Here is a 12,279-nt window from a genome sequence, read left to right as displayed (position 1 = left end):
CTACCCCAACAAATGCAAACGAACAAACACGGTAACACCCGCTGCCAGCATAAAGACGCAGGTTGCCACTAGCGAACGTTTAGATAAACGACCAATGCCACAAATGCCGTGGCCTGATGTGCAGCCATTGCCAATTTTAGTGCCTAACCCCACCAGCAAACCGCCGAGCAATAGCACCCACAACTGACTGTCATAGCTAATTGGGATCATAGCGCCAAACGCCGTTGCCCCTAGTAATCCACCCGCGATCATGCCCAATACAAATAGCCAGCGCCAACCTTTATCACCCGTTTGGTTTTTTAATAAACCAGACACGATGCCGCTAATTCCTGCTATTTTCCCGTTAAATAACAGCAATATCGAAGCAGATACACCTAACAGCATACCGCCAAACAATGAAGCCCAAGGCACAGTAAATTCCACAATTTTCTCCCTAACGACAGTAGATTTGATATAAGGATGTAATGAGTTGCTCTACCTGTTTATTCTTTAGCGAGTAGAACACTTTTTGCGATTCTTTTCTTATTTGCACAAGCTCATTATCTCGCAACACTTTAAGGTGTTGAGAGAGTGCTGATTGATGTAGCACAGAGCCATTTTGCAAGTCAGCGACCTGTTTTTCCCCTTCCATCAACTGACACAGCACCATCAAACGCTCACTATGAGAAAGCACTTTTAGCACTGATGCGACATTGTCCGCTTTGCTTTTAAGTACTTTCATAGAGGTGGTCTCTGAGGTTAATTTATCTTCTATATTCATACGATAAACTCAGCTTAGAATTGGATAACGACATTGGATTAGTCTAGTCAATTCTTTATATTAGTCAATACTAAATAAGTAATTTCAAATTTAGCTGGATTAATATTAGAATTAACTTATATTATAACTACACAACATTAATCAACCCTAAGTTTGGAGTGATAGCAATGACTAAAATTCTCATCGTCGGTGGCGTAGCAGGTGGTGCATCAGCGGCGGCTCGTGCACGTCGTTTAAGTGAAGACGCAGAAATCATCATGTTTGAACGGGGCGAATTTGTGTCCTTTGCCAACTGTGGTCTACCCTACCATATTGGTGGTGACATCAAAGATCGAAGTAAACTGTTACTGCAAACACCAGACAGCTTTTTAGCTCGCTTTAATGTTGATGTGCGCGTGATGAACGAAGTGATTGCCATTGATCGCCAAGCCAAAAGCGTCACGGTTAAAAATCTCATTGATGGCAGTGAATATACCGAACGCTATGATTTCCTGCTGCTTAGTCCCGGTGCTGCGCCAATAATTCCGCCTATTGCTGGGCTTGATAACCCTCTCACCCACTCCTTGCGTAACATTCCCGATATGGATCGCATTTTAAATACGCTACGCAGTAATAAACCTAAGCACGCCACTGTAGTGGGCGGCGGATTCATCGGCCTTGAAATGATGGAAGCGTTCCAGCAACTTGGCATCAAAACCAGTTTAATTGAAATGGCCGAGCAAGTAATGACGCCAGTAGATCGCGAAATGGCAGGCTTTGTCCATGAAGAGATCCGCAATAAAGGCGTCGATCTAAAACTTGGCGTGGCCTTGCAATCGGTCGAGTACCTTCATCATCAAAACAGCCAATCACTGAAACTTCAGCTCAGCAATGGTGAGTCCCGTGATACCGATATTTTGATCATGGCGATTGGCGTCCGCCCCGAAACTCAACTCGCTAAAGAGGCAGGGCTGCGCATCGGTGCTACTGGCGGCATTTACACCAATGCGCAAATGCAGACTAGCGACCCTTCTATATATGCTGTGGGAGACGCAGTTGAAGAGCAAGATTTTGTCACAGGTAACCCCACTCTTGTTCCCCTTGCAGGGCCTGCCAATCGTCAAGGGCGCATGGCCGCCGATAATATGCTAGGTAGAGAGCAAAGCTATCAAGGCACCCAAGGCACCGCTATATGTAAGGTGTTTGACTTAGCTGTTGCCTCAACCGGCATGAATGAAAAACAATTACAGCAAAGCGGCACAGCTTATGAAAAAGTGTATGTGCATACAGCAAGTCATGCTAGCTACTATCCGGGCGCGGAAACCGTCTCCTTTAAGATGCTATTTGACCCACAATCAGGCAAAATTTTCGGCGCGCAAGCGGTGGGCAAAGACGGCGTCGATAAACGCATTGATGTAATGGCGGTCGCGCAACGCGCTGGCATGAGCGTACAACAACTGCAACATTTAGAGCTCACCTATGCGCCACCTTTTGGTAGTGCTAAAGATGTTATTAACCAAGCCGCTTTTGTGGCAAATAACATCATTAATGGCGACGCAACCCCTATTCACTTTGATGAGATTGCACACCTAACTGATGAGCAGTTACTGCTTGATGTGCGAAACCCAGCCGAGCGCAAAAACGGCAATCATATTGCAGGGGATATCAATATTCCTGTCGATCAACTGCGTCAGCGCATGCATGAACTGCCAAAAGACAAAGAAATCATCATTTATTGTCAAGTTGGCCTGCGTGGCAATGTTGCCTATCGCCAGTTAGTCAATAATGGCTTTAAAGCGAAAAACTTACTTGGTGGCTATCGCACCTACAAAATCGCCACCGCCTAATTATTTTATGACCTAGGAGTTCACTCCTAGGTCATTGATTTCACTACCATATCCACATATCGAATATCAGCTATTGATTAACGTCATTTCAAATTCCATCTAAACCCTCTTAAAGTCTCTTTAAAGCAACACAGTGACAAACGGAGCTTGTGACTAACATATTGTTTTCTATACTCAAATTGGCATCTTTGCTATTCGCACTTTAGAGGTTACAACCATGCTTAACGCTCGCCCAAATAAATTTGTTTCTCGTGCACTTTCTTCTCATGTAGTGCTCGCTACCGCCCTGCTCACTGCAGTATCGCTAGCACCAAACGTGATGGCTACTGAAAATACGCACAGTTCAAAAGCACAAACACTCACCGTCACTGCGGACAACTTCTCGCACGCTGAGACCGCACGTAATTATCGTAACTGGACAAGCAAAGGCGCGAACTCTCAATTTGTGATCATGCAGAACCTGCCTCCACGCGGCAAAGCGGCGCCAACAGTGCAGATGAACGATGATACCTTATATGGCGTGGCTATCGTTAAAGCCGAAAATGGCAAGGTGAGCTTTTCGATACCTAAGACAGACAACTATTTAGCCGTACAAGTAGTAACTGAGCGCGGTCATGGGCAACACTATGTGGTTGAAGATGGTGTGTATGAACTTGCTGTTGAGTCAGAATATGCGATGCTGATTTATCGCTCAGGCACAGAAAAAGGCATCCAGCACGCGGTTGAGCAATTAGACAAGGTCAATGTCGCTGATTTTAACTTTGCCACAGATTACCAAGTTCAGCCGTATAACTATGACGAAGTGGAAACTTGGGTGCAAAACTACACCAAAGAGGTCAACTCTATGGATAAATTCACCTATACCTTCCCTCGCACTAGTGAACAAGTCACTGACTTGCATCAGTGGAATTTAGAGAATGCAGCAGGCTGGGGCGGCGCAAGCCCAGAGGCCTTTGTGGGGAATAAATACGCCAACAGCGCCAAGTTAAAAGCCAACGTCTGTTACAGCGCGACCTTTAACGACCCACAAAATAAATTTTTCACCTCGATTACTGCGTATGATTCCGACAAATACTTGATGGAAGGCGTACGTCACATTAGCTCAAATACTTGGGATACCAACCAAGATGGTACGATCACTGTCTCGTTCAACTGCGGAGACTCTGCCAAAAACAATATCGATACTAAAGGACAAGATTTTACCTTTACCACTCGTCATTACGGCGTCAATCCTAGCGTTATGAAAGCAAAAGATGACCCTATTATTGCCGGGCTTAAACAAAGCTAAAAGGTACTGGTGAAAGTAGCAAATTAACGACATAAAAAATGGCAGCTGACCTTGGTCTAAGCTGCCATTTTTTGCTATTCCACTAAGGTTTCCCTTAATAATGGGGAAATCACATTAAGCGATAGTAATGCCTTTTTTAGCCAGTGAGCGGTGCAACATGTACATCACAACACACAGTGCGCCACCGACGATCATGCCACTCCAACCCATAGAGTAGAAGTAATCACCGTAAGCGTGGATGCTAGCAATTTTGTCTTCGCCACCTTGTGGAATCGCAACGATCTTACCTAACTGACCAGAGATCAGGTTCGACATAGAAGAAGCTAAGTACCAAGCGCCCATCGCAAAGGCAATCATTTTAGGGTGACAATAGAGACCAATCATAGACAGACCTACCGCACTCACAAACAGTTCAGCAATAGTTACGATTAGGTAAGAAAGACCTACATAGTTTGCGCTAGCAATCCCTGTTTCGTAACCGGTTGATGCGCCATACCAAAGCGCAAGCATCGACAGACCCGAGAGCACTACGCCCACAGCGAATTGATAAGGAATACTAAAGCGAACAAAGCGGTTGTAGAACTTAGGCAATTGCGAACCAATTGCTAAGATAACCAATGGGTTAATCAACTGGAACTGAGCCGGAGACAGAATAATACCGAACAAGGAAAAGTCCGTATTGTTCTTAGTAAACATGATCATGGTGGTGGCCATTTGGTTGTATAACACGAAGAATACAATCGCGACCAAAATCAAAAATGCGGCAATTAATTGTTTAGTGCGATCCACACCTTTAAGCAACATAGTACGAATACAAAACGCCAAAATACCAACAGTACAACCAATACCAATCAAATAGGTACTTACGTGCGGATTAAGGTATGAGTAATATGCAATCGCGTAACCCACAACGATGTAAGATACCACCGGAATTAGACGTCCAATCGTCATTGGTTGCTTATCCAGATCATCAATTACATTGGTGTAGATGTTGCGTTTAACAATGAAGTTAATTGCAGCGGCTGATTTACCTAAAACCACTAACGCTAGCACAGACATAACGCCGTAAGGGCTATCCATTAACATTGGCGCAAGACCAATACCAATAAGTGAGCCTACGTTAATGGCCATGTAGTAAAAGGTCATGCCTGATTTACTGCCCGCGTCATCGCCTTTGTAAATGCGGCTTACAAGTGCTGAAGTTGGTGATGCTACCAATGAGTTGATAGCAGGAAGTAGCGCATACGCCATAATAAAGGCACGTGTACCTAGCGTGTGAACATTGGAGCTGCCGATATAAATAATCAAATAAGCCAGTGCGACTAAACATACACCCCAAGTAATACCGCGGCGAATACCGAGATATTTATCGATAACATAACCGCCGATAATTGGCATCATATAACCGATAGCTTGGGTTACACCCATGAATTCATACGCTTCTTTCTCTGTCATCCCTAGCCCATCACGAGCCATTGGCAAGGTTAGGAACAGAATGAAGATTGACATGATGGAGTAAGAGGCGAACTGCCCAAAGAACGTAATCGTTGTTACGTTAAATACCTGAGAGCGAATGAGCTTCTTCTCAGGTGTTGGTGTTTTCGATATTGTTTGCAAAATGTTTATCTCTAAAACGGTTTGAATATCTAAACCAGCAAAGCTGGATCTTGGCGATAGAAATCCTTCTAGCACGCGCGTTACGTTAGCAAACAAACCGCTTGAGAAGTGGGTCACATTTTTATATTGCACAAATCAACTGCAACTCATTGCACTTAATTAATAGAGCAATGAGTTGCATTTTGGGATTGATAGTAATGAAGATAGTAATGAATAAAGACAGTATGAAATTGAAGGTGGCGGGAAGAAAATAGCCAGTCCTACTCGGTTTCTTAAAATTCGATAAATTAAAAGCTACAGCATTAAACAGGCGCTGCTTAATGCTGTAGCAAGACAAACAAAGATAAGGAATAAGGTTGATGCAATGAGAGCCGATTAGCCTCTATTAGGATTGTTCTTACAATGCAAAATAGCTTGGTCTAGCAACTGCAATGCCGTTTGTTCACATTTAGGCAGCCTTGCATCGCTCTCTTTTATTGGCGTAACTCGCTGGCCCCAACGAATACGCCCTGCCCCCCAAGTTAATCCAGCGCCAAACGCAGCGGTTAATATTTCACTGCCCGGCTTTATCACGCCTTGCTCGGCTGCTTCACACAAGGCAATCGGCACAGTCGCCGCTGATGTATTTCCGTAATTTTGGATATTGATAAACGCTTTTTCTTGCTCAATCCCTGCCATATCGCACAAAGTTTGAATAATGCGCACATTGGCTTGATGCGGAATCACCACGTCAATGGCAGAGGTCGATAACTGCGCTTCGTTTAATACATGATGCGCCGCACTGCCCATGCCTTTTACCGCACGTTTAAAGATCTCACGCCCGACAAAGTTAAAGGTGAAATAGCCATTATCGGCGGCGAATCTTTGCATTGACGTGCCAAAGCTAGGCACCGCTAAGATGTCACGCCCTTCAGAATCACAGCCCAGTTTACTTTGTAGTAACCCAACTTCTTGCTCAGTTTTTGACAGCACCACCGCACCTGCGCCATCACCAAATAATACGGCGGTGTCACGCTGAGTCCAGTCAATGAAAAAGCTCAGTCTCTCTGCGCCAATCACCAACACGTGCTGATAATTGCCTGCTTGAATCATGCGCGTTGCGGTTTCTAAGCCATACACAAAGCCGGTACAAGCTGCGTTTAAATCAAAGGCGGCGGCTTTAAATGCCGATAAATTATTTTGTACCTTAGACGCAATATTAGGGATAAGGGTGTCGGGTGAACAAGTCGCAACAATAATAAGATCCAAATCACCCGGCTCAATACCGGCACAATCCATCGCTCTTTGCGCGGCAACGGTGGCCAAATCCGAGGTTTGTACATGACTAATTCTACGCGCAGATATTCCGGTTCTTGGCTTTATCCATTCATCTGAGGTATCTAAAAATGTACCTAGATCATCATTACTCAATACTGTTGGTGGTAAGCACTTTCCCCAGCCTGAAATTTCCGCATACGTTTTAGTCATATCGCCTACTTCTAATAATTTTATTATGTATTTTAAGAGTATACGTTCATTGCCAAAATACGAAAGTAATTGCCTAGTCGGTTCTATGGTGTTTTTTGTAAAGCGTGACCAAGGTACAGCCCCAATTCACTTAAAGACAATTATTGCCTTCTTTCACCAATTTACAGCACGCATTAACGGTTTATGTTAGTCTTAGCGCCGTCATGCGAATTAAGGTCAAAAAATGAACCGTAAGAAGAAGATCAATCAGATCCTAAAGAAGAAAATAAAGAAGCAGAACTCTAAACTGCACAGTTCAAACAAGCCAAAGTACATTTCAAAAAGTGAACGGGCGAAGATGGAGCAAGAAGCAGCTCAAGTTGAAGATGTGCAAGCAGACGAAAATGCGACAGATACTGTGACTGATGCTACGCCGTCACAACAAAAAGAAGACTAACAATTACCTAGCAGAGCGCCTGACTTACGCTAATCACGCGTAAGTGTATTTAGCGGTATTCGTCCGTGTATTCCTAGACGGGCGCTCTGGTTATTTTGCGGTGTTTTATATAAAAAGTGCTATCTCAAAAGCGCATCTTTAATGGGGATAAATTCGCTGGCCGCCTCAATCAAACCATTGGCAGTCAGTTGAGGTACGCCCAATACAATCACCTTGCAGTTGTAGTGCTGCGCAACATGCTTCACCAAAAGCTCAAAATCACCATCGCCAGAGAGCAAAATGATGGTATCTACGTCGCGAGCTTTTTCCATAATATCTATGGTAATACCCACGTCCCAATCGCCTTTCGCACTGCCGTCTGCACGTTGAATATAAGGCTTTAGTTTTACCTGAAAACCAATCCCTCGCAGGATATGATGAAATTGACGTTGCTTAGGATCTTGGCTGGCAATTGCGTAGGCATGTGCAGAAACGATGTCTCCATATTCCATTGCCAATGCCCAAAACGCGTTGTAGTCAAAGTTTCGACGATAAGCGTCACGAGTGGTGTAGTAGATATTCTGCACGTCAGCAAAAATAGCCACTTGGTTTCTAGGCGCAAGCTGATTCATTATAGGTAGGAAACCTCAATTAAATTTTAACTGAGTATACTCGACTTACGGCGGAACGCTAAGTGCTAAATCCAGTACGAATACGAGTGCTAATTAACTGACTCTGCAGTACAAAATTGCAAAATTTCACTTAAATCATGAATACTGATCGCGCCTTCTGCGGTCGATTTTGGTGATAAGTGATTGGGACGATAATGCAAGGTGGTGATGTTGGCCGCCACACCGGCACGAACACCTTGTAGCGTATCATCAACAAACAAGCAGTCTTTGCCTTGAAAACCCATTCCCATTGCGGCGTATTGGATAAGATCAGGATCAGGCTTCCAGCTGTTCGCCTCAAAAGCACTGAACATAGCATCTTTGAAATAACCAGCTAAGCCACTGATTTCCAATTTATACTCTAGTTTGCTCAGCGGTCCGTTTGAAACAACGCACACTTCGATATCCATTTCTTTAAGCTTATCTAAAACCATAATGGCATTTTTAGATGGGTTTAATTGGTCTTGAAAAAGTACCTTACTTTTCTCGCGGTACATCATCGCCAACTGATCAATGTCGGCTTTAACGCCGAGCCTCTCAGAGGTTTCTAGCAAAATATCAGTGAGCTTGCCACCATTAAAATGCTTGAGCGTGTCTTCCATACTTAATTGCGCGCCAAAGCTGTTAAATACACTGACCAAAGCTTGGCAGCATAGCTTTTCGCTATCAACTAACGTCCCTTCACAGTCAAAAATCACACATTTCATTGATTGCCTTTCCGTAGCATTCCACTGATTATAATCCCTTTATAACCAAGAATTTGCCCAGTGGGAAAAGACTAATTTGTTTACTGTTAGCTCAGGCACGATAAGTTTTTCATTAACCGACTCAGATCACTTTATGCATGTCGCCTTATGCACGTAGATGCACTGCTTATGTTCGATTTGAGCTAACTGATTTGAAAAAATATTGAGTATGGATGAAATTTCAGCGTTGCTGTTTAGCGAATCATCGAGCAGTAAATCTGACACTAAGACGCCTACTTGGGATAGCGGATCATGAGACAGGGAAACGATAGCAACCCCTGCCACCTCGTTACCAGAGAAACCTAACCACAATGAATGTGGTGCTTGTTCATCTAAAATGATCTGCGCAAAGAACTCTTGTAGATATTCTTTAGATGCCACTGGAACTTGGCTATGCTTGGCAAAAAATTGTGAAAAGAGCACCGTCAATTTGTGAAAATCGGCCTTTATCCAATCTAATTGTGCATATGCTGATTGCGCTTCTATCTTTGACAATTCTATAGCGTCAATCGTATTTTCCGCTTCAATCAAATCAAGATAACAAGCCTTACCCAATACACTTTCGCGCGTAGGAAAGTCCACATCCACCTGAGAAAAAAGCCACTGATTCTTTTGTTGCTGTAGTTGTTCAATATTAGATTCTGACTTCTCATTACTCATAATGATGCTCGTTTTAAAATTTGATTAAAGGATACACCCGGAATAACGCCGGAACAATTCTTTATCAAACAAACGCTTATTTAAACAAGACTGACGCTATGTGTTAAACTCTAACGTACTTAATAGGCTTAATAATTTCTCGGAAAACCGCAATGAAGAAAATTGCTCTTTTAGCTCCACTGCTGGCACTCACTCTTGTTGGGTGTGATAAAAACGAAGTTGGTGATGTCTCGCTTGGTCTTTTTACGACTAAAGATATCAAAATCGATATTTTAGTTGACCCTATCGTCACTGGCGTTACCTGTCATGTTGCGAGCATTGAAGCGAATCTAGATCTTGCCGATCCTTCCGATTCAGCAATTTCTTGCCGACAAACTGGCGAAATTACCGCAGACATGATTGCCAAAATTGACACATCAAAATCCGGTGAAATCGTTTTTCAAAAATCAAAAAGTGTCTTCTTTAAAACGATGAAAATTCGTCGTATTTTGGATAAAAACTCACAAACTTTAATGTATGTGTCTTACTCCACTAAAGAGACTTCCGGCAGTTATAAACACAGCCTATCAACGGTTCCATTATGGGGTACAGCGGCCTACCAATACCCTGCTGGCACAGCGCCAACAGCCTCATCATCTGCTAAAAGCAATACCACCGAGCCGGCTAAACCAATGACGGTTGGTGATGCCACGGCTAAAAATAGTGATGTATCCTACTAAGGTTTATTTATGCAGGTTTAACCGCCTACAAATTAGCCAGTTATAGATAAGAGCAGAGTATTCCCTGCGATATACTCTGCATATCTATATTTTATGTTACGAATTTATGAAGTTTCCAGGTCAAAGAAAGTCAAAGCATTACTTCCCGATCCATTCTCGCGATCCATTAGTAAATCAGATCCGTCAAACCCCTAAGTTATCAAGACCAACCATAGTGGGTGTGGGACAAACGATTGTAGATATTGAAGCGCGCGTAAGTGATGACTTTTTGGCAAAGTACTCTTTGAGCAAAGGCCATTCTCTGGTGGTTGAGCAAGAAGTGGCTGATGCTCTTTACCAAGAATTGGTAGAAAAAGACTTGATTACCCACGAGCACCCTGGCGATACCATTGGCAACACCTTGCACAACTATTCAGTATTGGCCGACAGTAAATCTGTGTTACTGGGCGTGATGTCGAAAAATATTGATGTGGGTAGCTACGCCTATCGTTACTTATGTCGAACCTCTTCGAGAGTAAACCTTAATCACCTGCAAAAAGTAGACGGTTCTATTGGTCGTTGCTATACCCTGATTTCCGATGATGGCGAACGCACCTTTGCAATTAACGAAGGCGACATGAATCAACTGCTTCCAGAAAGCATTCCTGAATATGTGTTCGAAAAAGCCAGTGCGCTCGTGGTTTCCTCTTACCTAATGCGTGGCAAGCCAGAAGACCCGATGCCACAAGCGGTGCAACGCGCTGTGGAAATCGCCAAACAAAACAATATCCCGGTAGTGCTAACCTTAGGCACAAAATACGTTATTGAAGGCAATGCCGATTGGTGGCAGCAATTCATCAAAGCGAATGTCACTATCGTAGCGATGAACGAAGAAGAAGGGGAAGCCTTAACCGGTGAAAAAGATCCTCTTTTGGCAGCCGATAAAACCTTAGAATGGGTAGATTTGGTCTTGTGTACCGCAGGCTCTGTTGGGTTGTATATGGCCGGTTACACTGAAAACGAACGCAAACGCCCAACTGAATCTATCTTGTTACCAGGAAATATTCCTGAATTTAATAAATTCGAATATAGCCGCCCTATGCGTTATACCGACTGCCAAGAGCCTGTGCGCATTTACTCGCACATATCACCTTATTTAGGCGGCCCTCTGGAAATTAAAAATACCAATGGCGCAGGCGATGGCGCGTTATCTGCATTGCTGCATGATATTGCGGCTAACACGTACCACAAAAGAAATGTTCCAGCATCACAAAAACATCATGCTCCATATTTAACCTATTCATCTCTATCGCAAATTTGCAAATACGCAAACCGTGTCAGTTATGAATTGCTCACTCAACACTCTCCTCGTCTTTCAAAAACACTGCCAGAACGAGAAGACAGCCTAGAGGAAGCGTACTGGGACAGATAAACACATTACTTTAAGGGCGGTAATCTCTATCGCCCATTAACCCACCCTACAATAAAGACTTAACAGACTATGATAAAAATAATCAAAACACTTAGCCTGCTGTTTGCTTCTTTGATTTTACTGACGGCCTGCAGTGAAAATCAAACACCAGAATTAAACAAGCAATATTCTGAACTGCCTAACGACATCAGTAGCTTGATACAAGAGCCTGTTGTCGAAGTCTTTTCATTAACCTGTGGGCATTGCCTACAAATGGAAAAATTTCTGCCTGAAATAGAACAAGGTATTAATCAGCCTATCGGTAAAGTGCACGTTACTTTCAACGAAAGCGCACAAGCTGCAGCCATGTTCTACTATGCTGCTGCCATGCAATCCGATTCAAGTAAACCTGATCAAGAAATGATGACAGAACTGTTTAACCTCTATCATGCCAGTGACGACTTAACCTCTGTTCAGAGAAAACAAAAATTAGAAAATGCATTTCATAATAAAGGCATGACCTCACCTTATGATCTCAACCAAGCGCAGAAAGAAAAACTGTTCGCAGCGGTTACAAACGCGGCCGATATTACCGGTAAAGGCATGATTAATTCAGTTCCTACCTTTATCATAAACGGCAAATATATGGTGATCACATCGGCTCATGATGATGTTCAATCAATTGCCAATACAATTAACTTCTTAATTTCTAAAGGATAA

12 protein-coding genes and 1 pseudogene are annotated in these 12,279 nt (G+C 43.3%); 6 read left to right on the top strand and 7 right to left on the bottom strand.

The window, feature by feature from the left end; genetic code table 11:
• Window positions 1–423, bottom strand: coding sequence for a YeeE/YedE family protein (locus VHA01S_RS07425; protein ID WP_023403739.1), 423 nt, complete (start codon window positions 421–423; stop codon window positions 1–3).
• 10 nt (window positions 424–433) lie between these two features.
• Window positions 434–721, bottom strand: coding sequence for an ArsR/SmtB family transcription factor (locus tag VHA01S_RS07420; RefSeq protein ID WP_205530081.1), 288 nt, complete (start codon window positions 719–721; stop codon window positions 434–436).
• A gap of 206 nt (window positions 722–927) precedes the next feature.
• On the opposite strand from VHA01S_RS07420, the gene VHA01S_RS07415 reads away from it, so the two are divergent.
• Both VHA01S_RS07415 and VHA01S_RS07410 read left to right on the top strand, forming a co-directional pair.
• Complete coding sequence (locus tag VHA01S_RS07415; protein WP_023403737.1) at window positions 928–2,586, top strand: FAD-dependent oxidoreductase; 1,659 nt, start codon at window positions 928–930, stop codon at window positions 2,584–2,586.
• A gap of 217 nt (window positions 2,587–2,803) precedes the next feature.
• Window positions 2,804–3,874 carry a DUF1254 domain-containing protein gene (locus VHA01S_RS07410; protein WP_023403736.1) on the top strand — a complete coding sequence of 357 codons (1,071 nt, stop codon included), beginning with the start codon at window positions 2,804–2,806 and terminating at the stop codon, window positions 3,872–3,874.
• 114 nt (window positions 3,875–3,988) lie between these two features.
• Here VHA01S_RS07410 and VHA01S_RS07405 read toward each other — a convergent pair whose 3' ends face one another.
• Both VHA01S_RS07405 and VHA01S_RS07400 read right to left on the bottom strand, forming a co-directional pair.
• A complete protein-coding gene (locus tag VHA01S_RS07405) occupies window positions 3,989–5,623 on the bottom strand; it encodes a peptide MFS transporter (RefSeq protein ID WP_052029596.1) in 1,635 nt (544 codons plus the stop codon).
• A 243-nt stretch (window positions 5,624–5,866) separates the two neighbouring features.
• Window positions 5,867–6,958, bottom strand: coding sequence for a ketoacyl-ACP synthase III (locus VHA01S_RS07400; protein WP_023403734.1), 1,092 nt, complete (start codon window positions 6,956–6,958; stop codon window positions 5,867–5,869).
• Between the two features lie 223 nt (window positions 6,959–7,181).
• Here VHA01S_RS07400 and VHA01S_RS07395 point away from each other — a divergent pair, with 223 nt between their 5' ends.
• Entirely contained in the window at window positions 7,182–7,394 is a 213-nt protein-coding gene (locus tag VHA01S_RS07395) for a DUF2986 domain-containing protein (RefSeq protein WP_023403733.1), read from the top strand.
• 119 nt (window positions 7,395–7,513) lie between these two features.
• On the opposite strand, the gene VHA01S_RS07390 is transcribed toward VHA01S_RS07395, so the two are convergent.
• The 3 genes from VHA01S_RS07390 to VHA01S_RS07380 form a co-directional block, all read right to left on the bottom strand.
• On the bottom strand, window positions 7,514–8,005 hold the full coding sequence (locus tag VHA01S_RS07390) for a LabA-like NYN domain-containing protein (protein WP_023403732.1): 492 nt from the start codon (window positions 8,003–8,005) through the stop codon (window positions 7,514–7,516).
• Between the two features lie 89 nt (window positions 8,006–8,094).
• A complete protein-coding gene (locus tag VHA01S_RS07385; protein WP_023403731.1) occupies window positions 8,095–8,751 on the bottom strand; it encodes an HAD-IA family hydrolase in 657 nt (218 codons plus the stop codon).
• Window positions 8,752–8,877: 126 nt separating this feature from the next.
• Complete coding sequence (locus VHA01S_RS07380) at window positions 8,878–9,450, bottom strand: hypothetical protein (protein WP_023403730.1); 573 nt, start codon at window positions 9,448–9,450, stop codon at window positions 8,878–8,880.
• A gap of 152 nt (window positions 9,451–9,602) precedes the next feature.
• Between VHA01S_RS07380 and VHA01S_RS07375 the strand changes: the two are divergent.
• From VHA01S_RS07375 to VHA01S_RS07365, 3 genes and pseudogenes are all read left to right on the top strand, one after another.
• Window positions 9,603–10,052: pseudogene (locus VHA01S_RS07375) on the top strand (CreA family protein); the annotation flags it as partial.
• A 223-nt stretch (window positions 10,053–10,275) separates the two neighbouring features.
• Window positions 10,276–11,580, top strand: coding sequence for an inosine/guanosine kinase (locus VHA01S_RS07370; RefSeq protein ID WP_023403728.1), 1,305 nt, complete (start codon window positions 10,276–10,278; stop codon window positions 11,578–11,580).
• A gap of 69 nt (window positions 11,581–11,649) precedes the next feature.
• Window positions 11,650–12,279 carry a thioredoxin domain-containing protein gene (locus VHA01S_RS07365; protein ID WP_023403727.1) on the top strand — a complete coding sequence of 210 codons (630 nt, stop codon included), beginning with the start codon at window positions 11,650–11,652 and terminating at the stop codon, window positions 12,277–12,279.

Origin of the sequence: Vibrio halioticoli NBRC 102217, from assembly GCF_000496695.1 — a bacterium.
Lineage (GTDB): Bacteria > Pseudomonadota > Gammaproteobacteria > Enterobacterales > Vibrionaceae > Vibrio > Vibrio halioticoli.
Note: the sequence above shows the minus strand (reverse complement) of the source record. Positions and strands in the feature narration are given on the sequence as shown.

What these genes read in the sequence shown, in the direction of transcription:
- VHA01S_RS07420 (WP_205530081.1), bottom strand. Translation starts at nt 721, where the DNA reads ATGAAAGTACTTAAAAGCAAAGCGGACAATGTCGCATCAGTGCTAAAA.
- VHA01S_RS07415 (WP_023403737.1), top strand. Translation starts at nt 928, where the DNA reads ATGACTAAAATTCTCATCGTCGGTGGCGTAGCAGGTGGTGCATCAGCG.
- VHA01S_RS07410 (WP_023403736.1), top strand. Translation starts at nt 2,804, where the DNA reads ATGCTTAACGCTCGCCCAAATAAATTTGTTTCTCGTGCACTTTCTTCT.
- VHA01S_RS07400 (WP_023403734.1), bottom strand. Translation starts at nt 6,958, where the DNA reads ATGACTAAAACGTATGCGGAAATTTCAGGCTGGGGAAAGTGCTTACCA.
- VHA01S_RS07395 (WP_023403733.1), top strand. Translation starts at nt 7,182, where the DNA reads ATGAACCGTAAGAAGAAGATCAATCAGATCCTAAAGAAGAAAATAAAG.
- VHA01S_RS07390 (WP_023403732.1), bottom strand. Translation starts at nt 8,005, where the DNA reads ATGAATCAGCTTGCGCCTAGAAACCAAGTGGCTATTTTTGCTGACGTG.
- VHA01S_RS07385 (WP_023403731.1), bottom strand. Translation starts at nt 8,751, where the DNA reads ATGAAATGTGTGATTTTTGACTGTGAAGGGACGTTAGTTGATAGCGAA.
- VHA01S_RS07380 (WP_023403730.1), bottom strand. Translation starts at nt 9,450, where the DNA reads ATGAGTAATGAGAAGTCAGAATCTAATATTGAACAACTACAGCAACAA.
- VHA01S_RS07370 (WP_023403728.1), top strand. Translation starts at nt 10,276, where the DNA reads ATGAAGTTTCCAGGTCAAAGAAAGTCAAAGCATTACTTCCCGATCCAT.
- VHA01S_RS07365 (WP_023403727.1), top strand. Translation starts at nt 11,650, where the DNA reads ATGATAAAAATAATCAAAACACTTAGCCTGCTGTTTGCTTCTTTGATT.